The following is a 19,863-nucleotide window of genomic DNA, read 5'->3' on the forward strand; positions in this document are numbered from 1 at the left end:
GGGGGCGTCTAGCACGCCCCTCAGACCACCCGGATAAATCCAGTCAGCCCGGTCTTTTGGTGCTCGATGACATGACAGTGGAACGCCCAGTCGCCCGGGTTATCAGCGACCAGCGCGATCTCGGCAACCTCGTCTTTTAGCAACAGCATCGTGTCGGTCATCAGAGGCGGCAGTTGGCGCAGGTTCGACCGTATCGGCACAAAAGCCAACCCGTGCAGGTGGATCGGGTGCAAGTTAGGAGATTCATTTCGCAGCCGAAGGACATAACTTTTGCTCATTTCCAGCGTTGCCAAAGGCCCAACACCCTGCGCCGCGTCGCCGGGCCATGGTTTGCGGTTGATAGACCAGAAGTTATACCCCAGCGAGCCGCAGAACCCGTTGTTGGGTTCACCACCTTCGGGGGTCCAGCCAAAAACAAACTCGTGCAGCTCGGAATTGGTCAGATCGGGTTTCGCGACCGGGTTGACGGGCAGAGGGCGCAACTCTTGCAGGTCCCGTGACGCTGATGATCCGATTGCGCGCAGCTGTGCCATAGGTCTGTGCGGCTGACCGGGCAATTTTGCCATCAGCGCAACGCTGCGCCCCTCGTCGCCGGGCATTGCAACCGCAAAATCCACCCGCTGACCGGGCCCGACAAGAAGCGGCTCATCAGCGCTGGGCATCGGGATGTTAATCTCAAGCGGATGGCCATCCCACGCGATAATCCGTGCATCGCCGCCCTCAAGATGCAGTTTGTAGATACGCGTTGTGTCCGTATTTACGACTCGCAGTCGCACCAGACTGCCTGCGGCATGATCGTAGACAGCACCCTGCACCCAGTTGGCGGTGTGGACATTGCCAAAGGTCCCGGCCCGCGCGGCGCCGCGCTGGGTATAGGCGGGCAGGAACGCGCCATCTTCATCCAACCGAAAATCGCGCAGGTTGATCACCTGTTCGCTGTCAAATCCGGGGTCATGGGGTTCTGTAATCACCATGACGCCCGTCAAACCGTGGGCCATCTGCTCCATCGTCATGCAATGTGGATGATACCAGTAGGTGCCTGCATCGGGCGGAGTGAATTCATAGTTAAAGACCTCACCTTCACCCAATGGCATTTGGGTCAGGTAAGGGACGCCGTCCATGTTGTTCGCGATCCGCATCCCGTGCCAGTGCATTGCCGTGTATTCCGACAGCGTATTGCGCACCGGCAGCCGCATCACTTCCCCTTGTTTGCCATACAATACCGGCGGCGGTGCGTTAGGGGACAGGCTGACCATTCCGGTCGTCAACGTATCCCGCAGGGCAAAGCTTGCTGGTTGAATGGTTAACTCCGGCGTCCCCTGCGCCAACCCGAAACCGCCCAGACCCAGCGCGCCGGCAGCGGCCCCGCTGCCCAAAAGAAACTCGCGACGTTTCATGTCTTGCCTCTTTTTCCGATGGTTGCCTGGCTGGATTTGGCGCGGCTTGGAATAGGCGTGCCACCGATTTTGCATGACCGCAATGCGACAAATCCCTCTGGCCCGCGCGGCCTTTCTGCTATAGGGGTGCGCACTTGCAACCAGGAACGCCAGACACATGACCACACGCGCCGGATTTATCGCCCTGATCGGAGAGCCCAACGCAGGCAAATCCACCCTGCTGAACCGCATGGTCGGGGCCAAGGTTTCGATCGTGACGCATAAGGTTCAGACGACCCGTACCCGCATTCGCGGTGTGGCAATGGAAGGCGATGCGCAGCTGGTCTTTGTAGACACACCCGGCCTGTTTAAACCGCGTCGTCGTTTGGATCGGGCCATGGTTGCCGCGGCCTGGGGCGGAGCCGCGGATGCAGATGTCGTCGTTCTGATGATCGAAGCGCATCGCGGCATCACCGAAGGGGTCGAGCGTATCCTCGAAGGTCTGGAAGAGATCGGGCAGGGCCGAAAGGTTGCGTTGGCGATCAACAAGATCGACAAGGTCCAGTCTGAGGTGCTGCTGGCCCTGACAAGTGACTTGAACGCACGCTACCCGTTTTCCGAAACCTTTATGATTTCCGCCGAAAAGGGCTATGGCGTTGAGGATCTGCGCAAATGGCTGGCTGCGGAATTGCCCGAAAGCCCGTGGCTGTATCCCGAAGATCAGATCGCCGATCTGCCCCTGCGCATGATCGCGGCTGAGATGACGCGCGAGAAACTGACCCTGCGCCTGCATCAGGAGTTGCCCTATCAGCTGACGGTCGAGACCGAAAACTGGGAAGAGCGCAAAGACGGCTCTGCCAAGATTGACCAGATCATCTATGTCATGCGCGACGGTCACAAAGGCATCGTGCTGGGCAAAAAGGGCGAGACGATCAAGGCGGTCAGCCAAGCCGCGCGGGCCGAGTTGGAAGAGTTCCTGGACCGCAAGATACATCTGTTCCTGCAGGTCAAAGTGCGCCCGAACTGGCTCGAGGAATCCGAGCGTTACTCGGAAATGGGTCTGGATTTCAAAGACGGAAACGCATGACCCGCCTGACGGCTGATTTTTGGGTCCACGCCTATTTGGCGCGGTTACGGTTTCAGGAAATCCCTGCTTTTGTCGTGGCACATGGCGACGACACAGCGGGCGCGGTGTTGGTCAAACTAAACACCTTGGATGGGCAAGCGGCCGCATTTCAGCGCAGCTTTGATCTGATGAGCGGTGAGCGCAAATGGGTCGAGCTTTCCTCCGGTGCCGAGACAGAGGTCGACGACGCCATCACCCGGCAACGCAGCTTTGACCCTGACCTTTGGGTGATCGAGGTTGAAGACCGACAAGGGCGTCATCTGCTGGGCGAAGAGGGATTGGACTAGCACGCAGTTCAACGGGTCTTGGTCGCTCGGACCAAAACGTCTATTTTACCCGCACTCTGTCGGCGAGGATCGCCGCACCGTTTGAATAGATAATAGGTGTATGTATGGCCGAAACACTCGCTGAAAAAGCTTGAAAATTCAGAACTTGGTCATTGGATGCATCGGTTTGAAGGCTTCATGGTCTTCATTGGCATTGTCGGCCCTTTTGCCACGCTGCCGCAGTTGATCAAGCTGTACTTCACGCATTCACAACATGCGACCGGCCAGTCTCTGCTGTCTTGGTCGCTCTGCGCTGTGCTGTCATTCTTATGGTTCGCCTACGGGCTGGTGGTCGGCAAGCTGCCTATTTACGTGGGCAACGGTATCTCGATGGTGCTGAATGTCCTGATGGTTCTGGGCATCCTGATCCACGCCGGTTTAACGTTTTGACCAGCCGCCACGATCCGGTGCCAAGGCGTCACCAGCCGATGCTTTTAAGCGTGATATCGTGTCCGGTGGTGGTCAATGTTTCACCGGTGAATTGCTTTACTTTGGGTGCGAAGGCCTGAAAATAGGGTTGCGATTGCACATGAGCCAATGTCTCGGCGCTGTCCCAGCGGCCCCAGTGAACCCGGGACTTTCCGTCATCAGCGACCGCAACCTGATAGGTGAATTTTCCAGCCGCCTCAGGGTCGGCGTTGATTGCCTCGATAAATGTGCGGATGGTGGCCTGCCATTTGGCTTCGTTGCCATCGAAGGAATATGTAATGGTTATGCCTCGCATCGTGACCTCCTGTTTAACTGTGCTGTTAAATAAAGGGTGGCAACCCCGCGTTGTCAAGGAAACGAGGTTGGTAACTTATTGACCATAGATGGGAGTTACAGCGCAATCTCAGGTCTTTTCTGGCGGCCATCGTTTCGGTGGTGAGCAAAAGCCAGCACGCAGGGTTTGTCTTCGACTTCGCTGTCACACTCTACAATTCAGTTCCCTTCAATCATTTGATCGTGTCCGACAGAATGCTATCTGAGAATGTGTCCTTGCCCCTATCGAGTTGAAAAAAGATGAAAACCTTCACTTTGGCCTGCTGTTCAACGATCCTAGTCTTGGGCATGGTGACTTCGCCCACCTTTGCGCAGCAGAGGTTGGGGTGGGTTTATCAAATCGATGGGTTGACCGCTTATCAAAGCAACGCGGACCTGAGTGAAAGCGGGGAGTTCTCGGCCAGCCGCGCGTTTTTGCGAACAACCGCTTTGTATAATCTGAATGGTGGAACCTCGGTTGGGCTGTCAGCAAGCATCGGCAGGTTCGATTACAACTTTAGTCAGGCGGATAACCAACCGTGGGAGGACATCCGCGACATCAGAATCTCTTTTCCAGTTCGATTTCGTGCCGGCAATACTGCAAGCGTTTTCGTGTCACCGCAGGTCCGCTGGGATTACCAGAGCGGTGCTGATGCGGCGGACGGCAGAACTTATGGTGTCTTTGCTGGTATTGCCTGGAAGTTAAGCGAGAGCCTGACCATCGGCCCTGCGTTTGGAGCGTTTTCGCAGTTCGAAGACGATGATATCGATTTTTTTCCGGCGCTTCTGGTGGATTGGGATATCAATGACCGTTGGAACCTGAATACCGGCTCGGGGATTGGCGCAACGCAGGGGCCGGGGTTGACACTCAGCTATGCGCTGAATGACACGATGACCCTCGGCCTTTCTGCTCGCTCTGAGCGCATTCGGTTCCGGCTTGACGAGGAAGGGCTGGCCCCAAACGGGATAGGCGAGGACAAAAGTATTCCAGTGGTGGTTTCCTTTGGCTACAATCCCAATCCCGGCATTTCGCTGAACGTTTTCGCAGGTGCTGAATTGGATGGGCGTCTTACACTGGATGATGCGAACGGCACGGAACTCAGCCGCCAAAACTATGAAACCGCGCCTTTGGTAGGGGTGGCCTTCAGGGCCCGGTTCTAATTCCAAAGACCAGTTGGATGCCTGCCCACTTGCGGATGTTTCAGCCTTGCGATCTGTTGCAAACCGGGGGCGAGCCTGAGACGAAAGGAGCCTGACTTGGACTGGCGCGATCACGGCATCCTTCTGACGTCTCGTCGGCATGGCGAAACGGCGGCGATTATCGAGGTCTTCACCGAAGGCCACGGTCGTCATGCAGGCGTCGTACGCGGTGGCACCAGCCGCAAAATTGCCCCCATCCTGCAGCCCGGCGCGCAAATAGATGTTTTATGGCGCGCGCGGTTAGAAGAACACCTTGGCACATTTCAGGTTGAACCTTTGCGTTCACGTGCAGCAGCGGCATTTTCGGGTCGGATGGCGTTGGCAGGATTGAACGCGTCCGTTGCGCTGTTGTCCTTTTGCCTGCCCGAGCGTGAACCGCATCCAGCGATCTACAAACAGACCGAACAGTTGTTGGATCTGCTGGGGCAGGACGAAATCTGGCCGCTAGCTTACCTGCGCTGGGAATTGGCGTTGCTTGAAGAACTGGGCTTTGGCCTGGACCTGTCGGCCTGTGCTGTGACAGGGGCGGCGGATGGATTGGTCTATGTCTCCCCCAAGACTGGTCGAGCCGTTAGCGCCGATGGTGCTGGCGAATGGGCGGATAAGCTGTTGCCCCTGCCACCCTGTTTGCGCGGTGAGGGGCAAGCGCCGGACGCTGAGATTGCCGCAGGGTTGAAAACCACCGGTAACTTTCTGGAACACCATCTTGCCCCGTCCCTGGGGCATAACCCCTTGCCGGATGCGCGGGCAAGATTTGTGGATCAGTTCACTCGGCGGCTTTGAACACCATTTCGTGCCCGTCATCATTGCGCAGTATCAGCAAGTCGCCTGACACTTCGGACTGCGTCATCGCAATCAGCGCAGCGAAATAGAAGCCTTCGGCCTCAAGCCCGGCACAGGCCGCACGTGTTGCGTTCAGGTCCATAATCTCGAACCAGGGGTAGGGCGCGTTCAGGGTGCCGCTATAGCTGTTGCAAGGGGCGTTACCCGCGATCTTGCCCTCTTCGGGGAACCGCAACATGGCGATGGCCTCGAAAGGCTGTCCGTCGATTTCCTGTAGCACCCAAGTCTGGTCCGCGGCGCCGTAGGCGGCAACAGATTCGTCCCTGTCGCATTGAAACAGGCCAATCAAAGGCAGTGTCAGGATCAGACGCATCATTCGGGTGTCTTACTTTCTTACTGGTGCCGAGGGAACCGGCGAAGCCAGACTAGTAGGGGATCTCACCGCTGATAAGTTCTTCGCGAACGTCCAGGCGCGGCCGCCAATTGTATCTGGTGTCGTCAGTTACCTGATCCCAAAACAGTGCACCGCTGTTGCGCCATGGATCAAGGATGATGCCATCTTTCATCGTGTCTCCTTTGGCGCTGATAGCGGCAGAATGGTGGATGATCCGAAAGGCGGTTGGGGGCGACGTAGCCCAGTGCACGTCCAAAGTTCGGAAGTTTTCCTGCTGCAGGCGGCGGGTCATGGCCTGCGCCCAGTCATTGCACAATCCCTTTTCCCGGAACCCGTTGATGACCTTGGCGTTATGGATAATCGCCGGGTCTGTGACGTTCCAATCCCGCTTCAGTTGCTGCGAATAGGTGTAGGCGATGGTGGCGGCCTTTTGTGCCTCGGCAGGATCGACTTGGGGTCCAAGGTTTTCGATCGCCAGTGCCAGCTCGTCTACCTCGGTGTAGCCCGCCACAGGCTGGGTTGTGGCGCATCCGCCCAGTATCAGGGCTGCAACGGTCGCCCAAAGCGCAAAAAATAGTCGGGTCATTCTGTCATCACCATCCTTGGGCCCGGTCTGGGTCGCAGCGTGCCCTAAAGGGGTTTCAACAAAAAGCAAAGGGGGAAGTTTTTTCGGTCGAGGATCTGAAAAGGTCTCTATCCGGTCACAGGTCGGATGGCATGAATTTCAAACTGGGGTTCGGAACAAAGAAAATGACCCGGCACAAGACCGGGTCTAGTTGGGGAAACGGGATGCCTAATTCCGGTTAGCCCAGCAAACGCCGTGCAATAACCTGTGCCTGAATTTCGGCAGCCCCTTCAAAAATATTTAGAATGCGCGCGTCACACAGAACGCGGCTGATCTTGTATTCCAGCGCAAAACCGTTGCCGCCATGGATTTGCAGACCGTTATCCGCCGCAGCCCAGGCCACACGAGCGCCAAGCAGCTTGGCCATGCCGGCCTCAAGGTCGCAGCGTTGACCGTGGTCTTTTTCCCAGGCTGAGAAATATGTCAGCTGACGTGCGATCATGATTTCGACCGCCATCATGGCTAGTTTGCCGGACACGCGGGGGAAGTTGATCAGCGACTTGCCGAACTGTTTGCGGTCCTGCGCGTATTGCATCGCGATATCCAGCGCGCTTTGGGCCACACCAATGGCGCGGGCAGCGGTTTGAATGCGTGCGCTTTCGAAGGTTTCCATCAGCTGTTTAAAGCCTTTGCCTTCTTCACCGCCCAGCAGGTTCTCGCCCTTGACTTTGAAACCGTCAAAGCCCAGCTCGTATTCCTTCATGCCGCGATAGCCCAGAACTTCGATCTCACCGCCGGTCATGCCGGGGGTAGGGAACGGGGTCTCGTCTGTGCCTGGCGTCTTTTCCGCAAGGAACATGGACAGACCGCGGTGATCGGTAGTGTCCGCGTTGGTCCGGGCCAGCAGCGTCATCACATGGGTCCGTGCCGCGTGGGTAATCCAGGTTTTGTTGCCGGTGATCTCATAGTCACCGTCCGCGTTCTTGACCGCACGTGCACGCAGGCTGCCCAGATCCGAGCCAGTGTTTGGTTCGGTGAAAACGGCTGTCGGCAGAATTTCGGCGCTGGCCAGTTTAGGCAACCAGTTGGCTTTTTGTTCATCGGTGCCGCCCGCGATGATCAGCTCGGCCGCGATCTCGGAGCGTGTACCAAGAGAGCCCACGCCGATATAACCGCGCGACAATTCCTCGGACACGACGCACATCGAGGCTTTGGACAAGCCGAAGCCGCCAAATTCTTCGGGGATGGTCAGGCCAAAAACACCCATTTCCGCCAGTTCCTCGATGACTTCCATCGGGATCAGTTCGTCTTTGAGGTGCCAATCATGAGCGTGGGGCTCGACCTTTTCGACCGCATAGCGGCGGAACTGGTCGCGGATCATCTCGAGTTCTTCATCCAGGCCTGAGGCGCCGAACACAGTGGCACCGGCCTGATCTTCCATCAGAGCCACCAGCCGTGTGCGGGCGGCCTGAGAATTGGCCTGTGCCATCAGCGTTTGAATTTCGGGGATCTGAAATCCGGAAAGCGCGTCCCAGCCAAGACCCATGTCCTGCAGGCGCACGACTTCGCCCTGGTTCATCGGAATGCCGCCCGCAACCTGGTGCAGGTATTCGCCAAAGGCGATTTGGTGCAGCAATTGTTCGATCTCGCCGAACTTGCCATCGGCCTCCAGCGCCTCGGCCCAGCGTTGCATCTGTTTTAGGGACTGAGAATATGTGGCCAGCCATGACAAGCCATGGGCGGCAGTTTGATTGGCTTCGATCAAGGCACCGGATACACGGCCATCAGCGGAAACCATACCGCGCACCGACTCACGCGCACGCTCAAACACTGTTTCAACGGCGGGTGCGGCCGCACGGGTCAGCGTCAGAAGATCGGGCAAAATCGCAGGTGTCGTCATCTGGGTCATATCCTGTCCGTCATGGGCCATGAATCGTGTCCTTTTCTCGTGTCGTCTGGTCATATCATGCTGCACGTGCAGCGCAACAAAAATACGTATTACGTTGCGAAAAAGTTCTAATATTTCTCGAGCGTTTTTGCAGTGCAGCGCCCGTCAGGAATGATATCAGGGGGCCATGACATTGTTTTCTTTACTACCTCCACAGGATCTTCTGCTGGCTCTGAGCGTTGCGTTTCTGGCTGGGTGGGTCAAAGGTATCGTCGGTTTTGCCATGCCGATGGTTATGGTTTCAGGGTTGAGTGTCTTTCTACCGCCCGAGCTGGCCATCGCGGGTCTGATCCTTCCGACACTGGTAACTAATGTCTTTCAGGCTTTGGGACAGGGTGTTTCCGCGGCCGTGTCGTCGGTCAGGGAGTTTCGCATCTTTTTAATCGTGGGCTTGGTGTTCCTTCTGGCCGGAGCCAAGCTAGTCACTTTGGTGCCGACATCGACCTTCCTGTTGATGATAGGCGTTCCTGTCACGTTCTTTGCCTTGATTCAGGTCCTGGGTGTGAAACTGGTGCTGAAAGAACCATCGGCCCGTGTAGAGGTTCTCATTGGGGCCGTCGCAGGATTTGTCGGTGGTATGTCCGGTATTTGGGGGCCGCCAACTGTGGCGTACCTGACGGCCCTGAACACGCCGAAAGCCGTGCAAATGCGGGTGCAGGGGGTCATCTATGGGCTGGGCGCAATAGCCTTGATGGTCGCCCATATGGGATCAGGTATCCTGCGGGTCGACACCGCGCCGTTTTCGGCTGCCCTGATCACTCCGGCGGTGATCGGGATGTGGGTGGGCATGCAGTTGCAATCGAGAATCGATCAGGCGCTGTTTCGCAAAGTGACTTTGGTTGTGCTGTTGGCCGCAGGATTGAACCTGCTGCGCCGCGGCCTGATGGGTTAAGTTCTGCGGTCCATAAACCGAAACGTGAAGTAAAGCCCCAGCATCAGGAAAAACAGCCCCGAGATATCGCCGATCAGAAAGGCGATATACTCTACCCCTGCGCTGCCAAAGCTCATGTTTGTCATGGCGGATGCCAGGAACGACGTGATCACGCCGACACCCATGACGCACAGCCAGCAGGGTTTGCGATCAGGTCTGGGAAATAAGTCCCAACCTGCCCATTTGAGCAGGTAGAACACGGTGGGAACCGTTGTGACCGCGATGACAATTGCCAACATGCGGCTTGGTAAAAAGACATCCGCACCCCCCAGGAATGCAAAGACTGCAAAGACGCCCGGCAACAATGCGAAAATCGCACGCCACCCTAACAGCCACGCCGCCAGGACCCGAACCCCGTGAGGTAGGAACAGCAGGCTGGCCCGGCTTGGATATTCCGGAAAGAACACGTTTTGCAGCGGCATCAAGACCTCAAAGGTGAGGAATGATGCAACTATGTAAGCCAGTGAGGCGAAGAAAGTGTCAGAGGCCCATCTGCGCACGATGATTAGCCATCAACACGCAGGTTGGCGGTGTCACCTGGGCGCATGTACGATATACCGCCCCCGGTTGGCGTTGCCGCTTTGAGACAGATAGCCTTTTTGGACCAGCGATTTCAGCGCACGGAAAAACGTCGGGCGCGAGACGCTTTGAACAAGGGTATGCTCGATCAAACCGAACGTACGGACTTCCTGATCGGCTTTCGACAATTCTTCAGCCGCGTAGTAAATGTCACGCTCAACCGGAGAGAGTTGTTCCAGCCCAAGCGTCCGTTCCATACTCTGCATCAATTTGCGAAGTTCGGTCAGTTTCGAGATTTCCGTCATTTGTTTACCTGTCGTTTTCCCTGTCGCCTTTCGCGCTAAAGCGAAAGTTAGAAACTCGCCGAAACTGAATTTTTTCAGCACGTCTCATGTTGACACCCATCCCCGATGGATTACACTAGATATCTGATTAGGTTGCTCAAATCGCGAATGTGAGTGCGCGCTCATTGAGTGTCCCCAAGGTCTTTTTACTTCCTGCCCGGTGCGAAAGCGCCGGGCTTTTACGTCATAATGACACAGTGGAGTACTGCAATCTGCTGCAGCGGGCAATGAATTTGTATATGCAAGGTGCATTATACAACCACAAGAAGATTACCGCGAAGTTACTCGTCTGTGGGAAGAGGAAGGGGGCGCAAACCGCCCCCTTTGATATCAACCGATTGCGACGGCTTTGATGTCATCGTCAATAAAGGGCAGATACTGCTCGAAGTTCTCGGCAAACATCTGCACCAGTTTTTCAGCCTGCTTGTCGAATGCGGCCTGGTCATCCCAAGTGCGGCGCGGATCCAGCAGAACCTCGGCCACGCCAGGCACGGATACCGGGACGTCAAAGCCGAAATTGGCGTCTTTGCGGAACTCGGCGTCGCGCAGCGATCCTTCCAAGGCAGCTGTCAGTAACGCGCGGGTCGCGCGGATCGGCATACGGCTGCCAACACCATAGGCACCACCAGTCCAGCCGGTGTTTACCAGCCAGCAGGTCGCCCCATGCTGGGCGATCTTGTCGCGCAACAGGTTGCCATACTCTTCCGGGCGACGCGGCATGAAGGGCGCGCCAAAGCAGGTTGAGAAGGTGGGCTGAGGCTCGGTGACGCCCCGCTCTGTTCCCGCCACTTTCGAAGTGAAGCCCGAAAGGAAGTGGTACATCGCCTGCGCCGGGGTCAGCCGTGCGATCGGAGGGAGTACACCAAATGCGTCACAGGTCAGCATGATGATGTTCTTGGGGTGCCCACCCAGCGCGCTGCTCGAGGCGTTCGAGATATACTCAAGCGGATAGGCGCAGCGCATGTTCGCGGTCAGAGAGTCATCCTCGAAATCCAGTTCCTTGGTTTCGGGGTCAAAGACCATGTTCTCGATCACAGTGCCGAATTTGCTGGTTGTCGCATAGATTTCCGGCTCGGCTTCAGCATTCAGATTGATGGTCTTGGCATAGCAACCGCCTTCGAAGTTGAAGGTGCCGCGATCCGACCAGCCATGTTCGTCATCGCCGATCAACGTGCGGGCAGGGTCTGCAGACAGGGTGGTCTTGCCGGTGCCGGACAGGCCAAAGAACACGGCGGTGTCGACCGGGTTGCCAACGGCGTGATTGGCCGAACAATGCATCGGCATCACGCCTTTTTCAGGCAGCATGTAGTTCAGCAGGGTGAAAACCGATTTCTTGTTCTCGCCCGCGTATTCCGTACCGCCGATCAGGATCATCTTGCGGTCGAAGTTCAGCGCAATCACGGTCTCGCTGTGGCAGCCATGCTTGGCCGGGTCGGCCAGAAAGCTAGGGCAGTTGATGACGGTGAAATCTGCAATGAACTCTTCCAGATCTTCGCGATCCGGACGGCGCAGCAAGTGGCGGATGAACAGGTTGTGCCATGCCAGTTCGGTGACCATGCGCACATTGATCGAATAGGCGGGATCGGCGCCGCCGACGAGATCCTGCACGAAATAATCACGGCCCTTCATATGCTCGAGCATATCGGTATACAGCGCGTCAAAACCCTCGGGGGTCATCGCGGCGTTGTTTTCCCACCAGATGGTATCGGCAACACTGTCGGTTTTGACGACGTGTTTGTCCTTGGGCGAACGGCCGGTGAATTTGCCGGTGGTAACCAGAAAGGCTCCGCCATTACCAAGAGTGCCTTCGCCGCGCTTCAGCGCCTCTTCGATCAGCGCCGGTTCCATGAAGTTGTAATAGACATTGCCCAGACCCTCGATGCCCTGATCTTCGAGGCGGAATTGCGGGTTAACCCGTCCAGATGTCATGCGTTTCTTCTCCTGTGGCGGCGCGCCGGCAGTTGGGCCGGGAGCGCTCTTGGGGCAGTATACCGGGAAAAACCGGCGGATGCGCGGGTCTTAACATGGTCGTTTGGGGCATGAACAGGACGGTTTGGCGCAGTTAGCGCAACCAAGTCAAAGTTTAGCGCCACCACTAATTTCCCGCCAGAAAACAAGGCGCTTTTACGCGCGTATTAACGGCTTTTTTGCCGCATCTGTGTGACAACAATCGCACGATTCGCAGATACGGATTGATTCGCGGCCATAAAAACGACAAAGATGCCCTACTAATAAGCGAAATATTGCGTGAGTGAGCAGGAATAGGGGTTAACCCGATGTCGAAGATTGCATTGGTGGACGACGACAGAAATATTCTGACGTCCGTATCCATGACGCTCGAAGCCGAAGGGTTCGAGGTTGAGACTTATAATGATGGGCAGGCAGCGCTGGACGCTTTCAACAAAAAACTGCCCGATATGGCTGTTCTGGACATAAAGATGCCGCGGATGGACGGGATGGACCTGTTGCAGCGGCTGCGGCAGAAAACCCAGATGCCGGTGATTTTCCTTACATCCAAGGATGACGAAATTGACGAGGTTCTCGGCCTGCGCATGGGCGCGGACGATTACGTCAAGAAACCTTTTTCTCAGCGTCTATTGGTTGAACGCATCCGCGCGCTGCTGCGCCGGCAAGAGGCGACAACTGGCGATGTGACAACCGCCAACACAGGTGACGCCAAGGTTATGGAGCGCGGCGATCTGCGGATGGATCCTCTGCGCCACGCGGTCAGCTGGAAGGGCTCGGACGTTTCTTTGACCGTGACCGAGTTCCTGCTGTTGCAAGCGCTGGCCCAGCGACCGGGCTTTGTCAAAAGCCGCGATCAGCTGATGGATGTTGCCTATGACGATCAGGTCTATGTGGACGATCGTACGATCGACAGTCACATTAAGCGACTGCGCAAGAAAATGCGCGCCGCAGATTCCGAGTTTTCGGCGATCGAAACACTGTACGGAATTGGGTACAGGTACAACGAAGAATAGGCGTGGCCAAATACTAGGGGTAACCGGGTCTCGTGCGGGATACAGAACAAGCCAGCGAATTGCGGGACGGTGATGTCGTTCTAGGGGATGATTGGGTCATCCCACAGGATCCTGAGTCAGCCGAACTTCGGCATGCGCGCCGCCATCGCGGCCTGTTTGCAATGCGCGGCTCGCCGCTTGCGCGCAAAATCATCACGCTCAACCTGATCGCCTTGGTGATCCTTGTCACCGGGTTGCTGTATCTGGACGATTCCCGTGATGAGCAGGTTCAGCAGACCGCGCGCAATCTGATCGGGGATGCGCAACTGGTCAGCAACGTGTTCGAAGCACAGCTGCGCCAGACAGCATCCGGCCTGTCGCAGGATGCCGGCACACTGGACGTAAAGGACACGCTGGAGGGCCTCACACTGCCCCAAGGGGGCGAAGTCTTTGTCTATGACGAACGGGGAACTCTGATTGGATGGGCGCGTGGCGCCGCATCCGAGCAGGCGCTGTTGGCGTCCGAGTCTGAGGTGCAAACCGGCAGTACGTTGATCAGCGACGCCTTGAACGCCGTGTGGACGGGTTTGTCGCGCGTGTTCACCTCCACAGAACCCAGCGAAGCGCCTACGCTGGCGCAACGGGTTCAGACCATAGTGCCCGGCGCGCTGCAGGGGCAGATGCAGGTGCAGGCCGTCAAGGATGACTTTGGCGAAACGGTCATCGTGGCAGCCGCCCCGATCTTGCAGGATGGCGTCGCCGTGGGGGCCGTTGCCATGGCCGGTCCATCCGGAGAGATTGACGCCCTCGCCCGTCGCGAGCAGGAGCGCATCCTTCAGATGTTTGTTGTCGCGCTTCTTGTTTCGATCGGACTGAGCCTTGTTCTCGCCTCAACCATCGCAAACCCGTTGGCGGATCTTGCGGCAGCCGCCGAGCTGGGCAAGGACCGGGGCGCCGGCGTCAACCCTGGCCGCATCCGTATCCCTGACCTGACCGCACGTCCGGATGAAATCGGTCTGCTCAGTCGCGCGCTGAGGGGCATGGTGACAGCACTGTACAACCGAATTGATGCGAACGAACAGTTCGCTGCTGATGTCGCGCATGAAATCAAGAACCCTCTGGCCAGCCTTCAATCTGCTGTGGGAACGTTACGAATGGTCAAACGCGATGACCAACGTGAAAAACTGATGGGTGTGATCGAACATGACGTTCGGCGTCTGGACCGTCTGGTCAGCGATATCTCGAACGCGTCCCGTCTGGATGCCGAACTAGTCAAGGAAGAAGAACTGCCATTTGATCTGGTGAAGCTGGTTGGCAATATTAGCCAGCATCTGGGTGAAGATGCGCGGGCAAAGGGCATCGACTATATATCCGACCTGCCATCCAATCCGATCATAATCAACGGGCTGGAGGCGCGACTGGCGCAGGTCTTTGTCAACCTGATCACCAATGCCACCTCGTTCTGCGGGGAAAGCGATGCGATCCGCGTCTGGGTCCGGCGGCGCGAAAACAGGGTGCTGGTCGTGGTCGAAGACACCGGCCCCGGCATTCCGGAGCAGGCCCTGACCAAGGTCTTCAAAAGATTTTATTCCGAGCGTCCCGCCGAGCACTTCGGAAATAACTCGGGCCTGGGGCTGGCAATCTCCAAGCAGATTGTCGAAGCACATGGTGGTGTGATCTGGGCCGAAAACATCCGGCCTACCGATGCCGATATTACCTCGGACCCGCTAGGCGCGCGCTTTGTAGTCGGCTTGCCCGTGTAAATCATGAGTGCCCTGTCAATCTATGATTTGGAAAAACAGGACAGTGCCACACTTCACGCCAGCTGCGTGGCTGTTGGCGGGCGCGGTCTGCTGGTTGTTGGCGCGTCAGGAGCGGGAAAATCCGCGCTGGTCTTGCAGATGATGGCGCTGGGTGCCGAACTTGTCGGTGATGACCGCGTGGCTTTACGCAATAACGGCGGTGAAGTGACTGCTGATGCGGCCCCAAATATCCGCGGCTTTATTGAGGCCCGCGGTATCGGATTGTTGCGCGCGCCACCCGTAGGACCAGTGGGCCTGCGCTATGTGGTGGATCTGGACCAGCGGGAAGAAGCACGTTTGCCAGATCCGATCTCGATCCGAGCCCTTGGGCAAACTGTGCCCTTGCTTCGCGGGCGCGGCGTCCCCAACTTGGCTTCGGCATTGATGCAACTGATTAAAATGGGGCGCGTGAACCCGGAATGGCCCAGCAAATGAAACAACAGCGGCGGATCGTTCTGATCACCGGCCCTTCGGGTGCTGGGCGGACAACGGCGATCCGTGTGCTTGAAGACTTGGGGTTCGAAGCCATCGACAATTTGCCGATGGGCCTTTTGATGCGTTTGTTGGACGGTCCGGAGAACGATCGGCCAATGGCGTTGGGCATCGATGCACGAAATCGCGATTTCTCGACCATCGGGTTCATTGATCTTATTATGCGGCTGCGGCGGACCGAACAAGTCGAGCTGACGGTTCTCTATTTGGATTGCCGAAACGAAGTGCTGTTGCGGCGGTTTTCGGAAACCCGAAGGCGCCATCCGGTTGCGGCCGATGCAGGCCCTGAAGCCGGTGTATTGCAGGAAAAGGGGCTGTTGGCCCCGATCAGAGAAATTGCGGACATTCTGATCGACACCAGCCAGATTAACGTTCACCAGCTTCGCAAGGAGGTCGAGCATTGGTTCGCTCCGGAAGGCGGTCGACATCTGGCGGTATCCATCGAATCTTTTTCGTACAAACGCGGTTTGCCGCACGGATTGGACATGGTTTTTGATTGCAGGTTTCTGGCGAATCCCTACTGGCGTCCGGAATTGCGAGCCGAAGATGGTCGAAACCAGAACGTGGCGCACTATGTACAGTCTGACGCGAATTACGCGCCGTTTTTTGACCGTGTTGTCGATCTGCTGAAATTGTTACTTCCAGCCTACCGCGCCGAAGGCAAAGCGCATCTCTCGGTGGCCTTCGGGTGTACCGGAGGGCAACACAGATCGGTCGCAACTGCAGAAGCGGTCGCAAAGGCCCTTGCACAGGAAGGGCAGCAAGTGGCAATTAGGCACCGCGAAATGGAACGTCGATCGTTGAATGAGAGGCTGGATTGATCGGGATCGTACTCGTAGCACATGGCGGGCTGGCTCAGGAATATCTGGCCGCAATGCAGCATGTTGTCGGAAATCAACCGGGCCTGGCCGCAATCTCTATTGAGGCTGACCACGACCGGGAAGCCAAGCAGTCAGAAATCTGCACCGCCGCTGACGGTGTCGATGTCGGCGACGGTGTGGTTGTCGTCACGGATCTATTCGGCGGCAGCCCGTCGAATCTAAGTCTGAAGGCCTGTGCGCCGCAGGACCGGCGTATTCTTTACGGTGCAAATCTGCCTATGCTGATTAAATTGGCCAAAAGTCGCCACCTGCCGATCGGGGATGCGGTCCGGCGGGCGATGGAGGCTGGACGCAAATATATCAATGCCCAAAACGTGACGTTAGATTAAGACCGGATTGATTAAGAATGACCAACCGAAGCTTGAAAATAATCAATGAAAAAGGCCTGCACGCCCGCGCCTCGGCTAAGCTGGTCGAAGTAGTTGAGGGGTTTGACGCGCAGGCAGAGGTGTCCAAAGACGGACTTTCTGCATCAGGGGACAGCATCATGGGTCTTTTGATGTTGGCAGCGTCTCGCGGAACGACTATTGACGTCGAGACGTCCGGACCGGATGCTGAGGCGTTGGCGGATGCATTGGAAACCCTTGTGAACGGAAAGTTCGGGGAAGGGTTCTAATCCTGCCAGTCGCGATACGAAGAACGGGAAAACCAGGAATTGGCGCAAACGACGCACGAGACCAAGACAGGCCCGGTGGTGGACGGGACGGAAGATCAGGGCGAAATCTATGATCGTAGAACCCTGACCTATGCGAATTCCTTCGACGATGCTTGGACGTCTACAGCTATCCGCGCCATCGAATGGTGTACGGGTAAGCTAACCATTCTGCGGATGGTCAATAAGTTCGAAAAAAAGAACGAATACTATCGTGGTCAAAGGTTCTGGGGCGGTGCGCTTGAGGTCATGGGAATCAACTTGACCACGCCGCAGGACCAATATGCAAATATCCCGAAAGAAGGGCCTGTGATCGTCGTGGCCAATCACCCGCATGGCATGGTCGACGGCATGATACTGGCCGAATTGATCGGGCAGGTTCGCAATGACTACCGCATCCTGACCCGCTCGGTCCTGACTGGACTGGATGAGGCCGCGACCTCGTTCATGATCCCGGTTCCTTTTCCACACGACCCCGAAGCGCAAGCCAAAATGCTTGAGATGCGTGGCAAGGCGATGGAACACCTGAAGGAAGGTGGCGTGGTTGCGCTGTTCCCGTCGGGTGTGGTGATGTCCTCGGACGACTGGTTCGGTCCTGCGCAAGAGCAGGAATGGAATGTGTTTACCGCCAAGATGATCCGCCGATCCGGCGCGCAGGTGGTTCCGATTTTCTTCCCCGGCAGCAATTCACGCGCCTATCAGATTGCCAACAAGCTGTCGCCGATCCTACGACAGGGGCTTCTGTTGCATGAGATCGTTCGCTCTTGCAACAAGCCGCAATCTCCGGTGATTGGCGAGCCGATTTCGGACGAGGATATGAAGCTGCTGGAAAGTGATCCGCGCGGTTTCATGGCGTGGCTCAGAAAACGCACAATGGCGCTTGGTAAATCACGCGATTCCTGATCCGCTCTTCATTTGGCTCATAATATCCCGGGCGAGGGGGCTGGGCCCCTTTAGCGCGTTGGGACCGGTGTTTCACCTCTGTAATCATAAAACCCGCGTTCGGTCTTACGGCCAAGCCAGCCGGCTTCGACGTATTTTGTCAGCAGTGGGCAGGGCCGATACTTGGTGTCTGCCAACCCGTCGTGCAACACGTTCATAATCGCCAGACATGTGTCCAACCCAATGAAATCAGCCAGTTCCAGCGGGCCCATTGGGTGGTTTGCGCCTAGCCGCATCGATTGATCAATCGACTGCACGCTGCCGACCCCTTCGTAGAGAGTATATACGGCCTCATTGATCATCGGCATCAGGATGCGATTCACGATGAAGGCCGGGAAGTCTTCCGCGCTAGCTGCGGTTTTGCCAAGCCGGTCCACAACCGCTTTACACGATTTGAACGTCTCTTCATCCGTGGCAATCCCCCGGATCAGCTCGACCAGTTGCATCACGGGCACCGGATTCATAAAGTGGAACCCCATGAAGCGTTCCGGCCGATCCGTTCGGCTGGCCAGGCGGGTAATCGAGATTGAGGACGTGTTGGATGTCAGAATCGTATGGGGCAGAAGATGCGGCTGCAGGTCCTCGAAAATCGCCTGTTTGATTGCTTCCCGCTCGGTTGCGGCTTCGATCACCAGATCGGTCTGACCCAACTGGGGCAGCTCCAACGTCGTGTTGATCCGGCTCAGCGTGGCTTGCATCATTTCGTCCGAGATTTTGCCTTTTGATGCCTGTCGAACCAGATTGCCTTCAATCGTCGCTACGGCGCTGTCCAGCGCGTCCTGCGAGACATCGTTCAGCAGAACGTCATACTCCGCCAGCGCCAGAACATGAGCAATGCCATTGCCCATCTGACCTGCGCCAATCACTCCGACCGATTTTACATCCATGTTCAGGTGCCTTTGTGTCTCGGGATACGGCGACAGTATCGACAGATCGGGGCGGGCGGCAAGGGGATCCGACCGTTCGATTTTGCTTCAAATGCGCACATTAGGATTTTCTCAAGACTTGCGGCTGCAAGATGGCAACCGGGTGAAAAATGGGTGAGTGATATGAGCTATCATCAAACAGGCTCGGGGGGACCCGGGCATGAGGTATGCCAATATGACGGATCGCGGCTGTGGTTTCGCGGTGCTCGGCGTGTTCTGGATCAACCCTACGCAGCTTGCGTTGGCGGGGATGAGACATTTGGGCGATTCGTCGACCGGCCATTCTCAGCTATTCTCGAAGACCGGCTTGAAAGACGCGTTCTGAACTTTGGATGCCTGTTCAGCGGCGTTGACGCGTTGTGTGATGACATGGGGTTGTGCAATTTGCTAAGGGGCGCAGATCTGTGCGTCATGCAGGCGCCAGGGCTTCTTGGGCAGTCCAATCGTTTTTATCGCGTTCATTCCAGGCGCAACGACCGGTTTTTGGCGCCAACCAAGGACTTGATCAGCCTGTATCCCGAAATCGACTTCACCGAGTTTCATTTCGTGCGCCATCTGATGACCTGCCTGCAAAAGGTTCGCGACGCGCGCATCGAAGTTGTTCTGGACGAACTGCGCCGAAACTGGGTTCGGAAGATTGGTGAATTTTTGCAAGGCCTCGAAACCCCGGTGATCCTCTTGCGGCTGCAGGTCCTTCGAGGAGAGCAGGGCGCGCATCACATTGACTTCGCCGATGTCGACGTAACGGATCAGATGATCCAGGTCGTTGGCAAATCCTGCACGGATATCGCCGACGTCAAAACCCATGTGTGCGGCCAGTCTGACGAGATTGAGGACATGTTGTTCGGTACACTGCAACAGCCAATGGCAGAGCACATGATTGGCCCAGCTGCCCATCGGGCGATTGCGGCAGCTTTGATGGGACCAATACGCAATCTGCATTAATAAAAAAAGG

The 19,863-nt window shown here is 56.8% G+C and carries 23 protein-coding genes; 14 read left to right on the forward strand and 9 right to left on the reverse strand.

The window, feature by feature from the left end:
* Window positions 1-20: 20 nt before the first annotated feature.
* Window positions 21-1,397: a multicopper oxidase family protein gene (locus tag DK510_RS11930; RefSeq protein WP_109312283.1), complete on the reverse strand. Its 1,377-nt coding sequence runs from the start codon at window positions 1,395-1,397 to the stop codon at window positions 21-23.
* Between the two features lie 157 nt (window positions 1,398-1,554).
* Here DK510_RS11930 and era point away from each other — a divergent pair, with 157 nt between their 5' ends.
* From era to DK510_RS11945, 3 genes are all read left to right on the forward strand, one after another.
* The gene (era, locus tag DK510_RS11935) at window positions 1,555-2,463 is read left to right on the forward strand and encodes a GTPase Era (RefSeq protein WP_058273275.1); all 909 of its coding nucleotides are present in this window, start codon (window positions 1,555-1,557) and stop codon (window positions 2,461-2,463) included.
* Window positions 2,460-2,789: a DUF1491 family protein gene (locus DK510_RS11940; protein WP_109312284.1), complete on the forward strand. Its 330-nt coding sequence runs from the start codon at window positions 2,460-2,462 to the stop codon at window positions 2,787-2,789. Before era ends, DK510_RS11940 begins: the two co-directional genes overlap by 4 nt.
* A 156-nt stretch (window positions 2,790-2,945) precedes the next feature.
* The gene (locus tag DK510_RS11945; protein ID WP_109312285.1) at window positions 2,946-3,218 is read left to right on the forward strand and encodes a SemiSWEET transporter; all 273 of its coding nucleotides are present in this window, start codon (window positions 2,946-2,948) and stop codon (window positions 3,216-3,218) included.
* A gap of 28 nt (window positions 3,219-3,246) precedes the next feature.
* Here the strand turns inward: DK510_RS11945 and DK510_RS11950 are convergent, their stop codons facing one another.
* Window positions 3,247-3,552: a hypothetical protein gene (locus tag DK510_RS11950; RefSeq protein ID WP_109312286.1), complete on the reverse strand. Its 306-nt coding sequence runs from the start codon at window positions 3,550-3,552 to the stop codon at window positions 3,247-3,249.
* A gap of 278 nt (window positions 3,553-3,830) precedes the next feature.
* On the opposite strand from DK510_RS11950, the gene DK510_RS11955 reads away from it, so the two are divergent.
* Together DK510_RS11955 and recO are read left to right on the forward strand one after the other, a co-directional pair.
* Complete coding sequence (locus DK510_RS11955) at window positions 3,831-4,730, forward strand: hypothetical protein (RefSeq protein ID WP_234999043.1); 900 nt, start codon at window positions 3,831-3,833, stop codon at window positions 4,728-4,730.
* 96 nt (window positions 4,731-4,826) lie between these two features.
* Complete coding sequence (gene recO, locus DK510_RS11960; RefSeq protein ID WP_109312288.1) at window positions 4,827-5,552, forward strand: DNA repair protein RecO; 726 nt, start codon at window positions 4,827-4,829, stop codon at window positions 5,550-5,552.
* Here recO and DK510_RS11965 read toward each other — a convergent pair.
* From DK510_RS11965 to DK510_RS11975, 3 genes are all read right to left on the reverse strand, one after another.
* Window positions 5,536-5,928, reverse strand: coding sequence for an META domain-containing protein (locus DK510_RS11965; RefSeq protein ID WP_109312289.1), 393 nt, complete (start codon window positions 5,926-5,928; stop codon window positions 5,536-5,538). The two genes, recO and DK510_RS11965, sit on opposite strands and share 17 nt — an antisense overlap.
* A gap of 49 nt (window positions 5,929-5,977) precedes the next feature.
* Window positions 5,978-6,532: a hypothetical protein gene (locus DK510_RS11970; protein ID WP_109312306.1), complete on the reverse strand. Its 555-nt coding sequence runs from the start codon at window positions 6,530-6,532 to the stop codon at window positions 5,978-5,980.
* Window positions 6,533-6,749: 217 nt separating this feature from the next.
* Window positions 6,750-8,441: an acyl-CoA dehydrogenase family protein gene (locus tag DK510_RS11975; RefSeq protein ID WP_109312290.1), complete on the reverse strand. Its 1,692-nt coding sequence runs from the start codon at window positions 8,439-8,441 to the stop codon at window positions 6,750-6,752.
* A gap of 145 nt (window positions 8,442-8,586) precedes the next feature.
* On the opposite strand from DK510_RS11975, the gene DK510_RS11980 reads away from it, so the two are divergent.
* Window positions 8,587-9,351: a sulfite exporter TauE/SafE family protein gene (locus DK510_RS11980; protein WP_109312291.1), complete on the forward strand. Its 765-nt coding sequence runs from the start codon at window positions 8,587-8,589 to the stop codon at window positions 9,349-9,351.
* Here DK510_RS11980 and DK510_RS11985 read toward each other — a convergent pair.
* From DK510_RS11985 to DK510_RS11995, 3 genes are all read right to left on the reverse strand, one after another.
* On the reverse strand, window positions 9,348-9,812 hold the full coding sequence (locus DK510_RS11985) for a hypothetical protein (protein WP_234999044.1): 465 nt from the start codon (window positions 9,810-9,812) through the stop codon (window positions 9,348-9,350). The two genes, DK510_RS11980 and DK510_RS11985, sit on opposite strands and share 4 nt — an antisense overlap.
* Before the next feature lie 111 nt (window positions 9,813-9,923).
* Window positions 9,924-10,214 carry a hypothetical protein gene (locus DK510_RS11990; protein WP_058273655.1) on the reverse strand — a complete coding sequence of 97 codons (291 nt, stop codon included), beginning with the start codon at window positions 10,212-10,214 and terminating at the stop codon, window positions 9,924-9,926.
* Window positions 10,215-10,583: 369 nt separating this feature from the next.
* Window positions 10,584-12,182: a phosphoenolpyruvate carboxykinase gene (locus DK510_RS11995; RefSeq protein ID WP_109312292.1), complete on the reverse strand. Its 1,599-nt coding sequence runs from the start codon at window positions 12,180-12,182 to the stop codon at window positions 10,584-10,586.
* 347 nt (window positions 12,183-12,529) lie between these two features.
* On the opposite strand from DK510_RS11995, the gene DK510_RS12000 reads away from it, so the two are divergent.
* From DK510_RS12000 to DK510_RS12030, 7 genes are read left to right on the forward strand one after another with little or no spacing between them, the layout of a single operon-like run.
* On the forward strand, window positions 12,530-13,234 hold the full coding sequence (locus DK510_RS12000) for a response regulator transcription factor (RefSeq protein ID WP_058278931.1): 705 nt from the start codon (window positions 12,530-12,532) through the stop codon (window positions 13,232-13,234).
* Between the two features lie 32 nt (window positions 13,235-13,266).
* Window positions 13,267-14,976 (forward strand): sensor histidine kinase, encoded by a 1,710-nt coding sequence (locus tag DK510_RS12005; RefSeq protein ID WP_109312293.1) that lies wholly within the window; start codon window positions 13,267-13,269, stop codon window positions 14,974-14,976.
* A gap of 3 nt (window positions 14,977-14,979) precedes the next feature.
* Window positions 14,980-15,450: an HPr kinase/phosphorylase gene (locus tag DK510_RS12010; RefSeq protein WP_109312294.1), complete on the forward strand. Its 471-nt coding sequence runs from the start codon at window positions 14,980-14,982 to the stop codon at window positions 15,448-15,450.
* Window positions 15,447-16,328: an RNase adapter RapZ gene (gene rapZ / locus DK510_RS12015; RefSeq protein WP_109312308.1), complete on the forward strand. Its 882-nt coding sequence runs from the start codon at window positions 15,447-15,449 to the stop codon at window positions 16,326-16,328. The genes DK510_RS12010 and rapZ overlap by 4 nt, the downstream gene beginning before the upstream one ends.
* The gene (locus DK510_RS12020) at window positions 16,325-16,717 is read left to right on the forward strand and encodes a PTS sugar transporter subunit IIA (RefSeq protein WP_108861263.1); all 393 of its coding nucleotides are present in this window, start codon (window positions 16,325-16,327) and stop codon (window positions 16,715-16,717) included. The genes rapZ and DK510_RS12020 overlap by 4 nt, the downstream gene beginning before the upstream one ends.
* A 17-nt stretch (window positions 16,718-16,734) precedes the next feature.
* A complete protein-coding gene (locus tag DK510_RS12025) occupies window positions 16,735-17,004 on the forward strand; it encodes an HPr family phosphocarrier protein (protein WP_058273259.1) in 270 nt (89 codons plus the stop codon).
* A gap of 39 nt (window positions 17,005-17,043) precedes the next feature.
* The gene (locus DK510_RS12030; RefSeq protein WP_109312295.1) at window positions 17,044-17,943 is read left to right on the forward strand and encodes a lysophospholipid acyltransferase family protein; all 900 of its coding nucleotides are present in this window, start codon (window positions 17,044-17,046) and stop codon (window positions 17,941-17,943) included.
* Between the two features lie 50 nt (window positions 17,944-17,993).
* On the opposite strand, the gene DK510_RS12035 is transcribed toward DK510_RS12030, so the two are convergent.
* Complete coding sequence (locus tag DK510_RS12035; protein WP_109312296.1) at window positions 17,994-18,869, reverse strand: 3-hydroxybutyryl-CoA dehydrogenase; 876 nt, start codon at window positions 18,867-18,869, stop codon at window positions 17,994-17,996.
* Between the two features lie 162 nt (window positions 18,870-19,031).
* Between DK510_RS12035 and DK510_RS12040 the strand changes: the two genes are divergently transcribed.
* Window positions 19,032-19,853, forward strand: a complete 822-nt coding sequence (locus DK510_RS12040) for a DUF6473 family protein (protein ID WP_234999045.1) — start codon at window positions 19,032-19,034, stop codon at window positions 19,851-19,853.
* The last annotated feature ends 10 nt before the right edge of the window (window positions 19,854-19,863 follow it).

This window comes from Ruegeria sp. AU67, from assembly GCF_900312795.1.
GTDB classification, from domain to species: domain Bacteria; phylum Pseudomonadota; class Alphaproteobacteria; order Rhodobacterales; family Rhodobacteraceae; genus Ruegeria; species Ruegeria atlantica.

Bases quoted from the DNA above. Each gene is read 5' to 3' on its own strand.
- DK510_RS11930 (WP_109312283.1), bottom strand. From the start codon at position 1,397: ATGAAACGTCGCGAGTTTCTTTTGGGCAGCGGGGCCGCTGCCGGCGCG.
- era (WP_058273275.1), top strand. From the start codon at position 1,555: ATGACCACACGCGCCGGATTTATCGCCCTGATCGGAGAGCCCAACGCA.
- DK510_RS11940 (WP_109312284.1), top strand. From the start codon at position 2,460: ATGACCCGCCTGACGGCTGATTTTTGGGTCCACGCCTATTTGGCGCGG.
- DK510_RS11945 (WP_109312285.1), top strand. From the start codon at position 2,946: ATGCATCGGTTTGAAGGCTTCATGGTCTTCATTGGCATTGTCGGCCCT.
- DK510_RS11950 (WP_109312286.1), bottom strand. From the start codon at position 3,552: ATGCGAGGCATAACCATTACATATTCCTTCGATGGCAACGAAGCCAAA.
- DK510_RS11955 (WP_234999043.1), top strand. From the start codon at position 3,831: ATGAAAACCTTCACTTTGGCCTGCTGTTCAACGATCCTAGTCTTGGGC.
- DK510_RS11965 (WP_109312289.1), bottom strand. From the start codon at position 5,928: ATGATGCGTCTGATCCTGACACTGCCTTTGATTGGCCTGTTTCAATGC.
- DK510_RS11970 (WP_109312306.1), bottom strand. From the start codon at position 6,532: ATGACCCGACTATTTTTTGCGCTTTGGGCGACCGTTGCAGCCCTGATA.
- DK510_RS11975 (WP_109312290.1), bottom strand. From the start codon at position 8,441: ATGGCCCATGACGGACAGGATATGACCCAGATGACGACACCTGCGATT.
- DK510_RS11980 (WP_109312291.1), top strand. From the start codon at position 8,587: ATGACATTGTTTTCTTTACTACCTCCACAGGATCTTCTGCTGGCTCTG.
- DK510_RS11985 (WP_234999044.1), bottom strand. From the start codon at position 9,812: ATGCCGCTGCAAAACGTGTTCTTTCCGGAATATCCAAGCCGGGCCAGC.
- DK510_RS11990 (WP_058273655.1), bottom strand. From the start codon at position 10,214: ATGACGGAAATCTCGAAACTGACCGAACTTCGCAAATTGATGCAGAGT.
- DK510_RS11995 (WP_109312292.1), bottom strand. From the start codon at position 12,182: ATGACATCTGGACGGGTTAACCCGCAATTCCGCCTCGAAGATCAGGGC.
- DK510_RS12000 (WP_058278931.1), top strand. From the start codon at position 12,530: ATGTCGAAGATTGCATTGGTGGACGACGACAGAAATATTCTGACGTCC.
- DK510_RS12010 (WP_109312294.1), top strand. From the start codon at position 14,980: ATGAGTGCCCTGTCAATCTATGATTTGGAAAAACAGGACAGTGCCACA.
- rapZ (WP_109312308.1), top strand. From the start codon at position 15,447: ATGAAACAACAGCGGCGGATCGTTCTGATCACCGGCCCTTCGGGTGCT.
- DK510_RS12025 (WP_058273259.1), top strand. From the start codon at position 16,735: ATGACCAACCGAAGCTTGAAAATAATCAATGAAAAAGGCCTGCACGCC.
- DK510_RS12035 (WP_109312296.1), bottom strand. From the start codon at position 18,869: ATGGATGTAAAATCGGTCGGAGTGATTGGCGCAGGTCAGATGGGCAAT.
- DK510_RS12040 (WP_234999045.1), top strand. From the start codon at position 19,032: ATGAGCTATCATCAAACAGGCTCGGGGGGACCCGGGCATGAGGTATGC.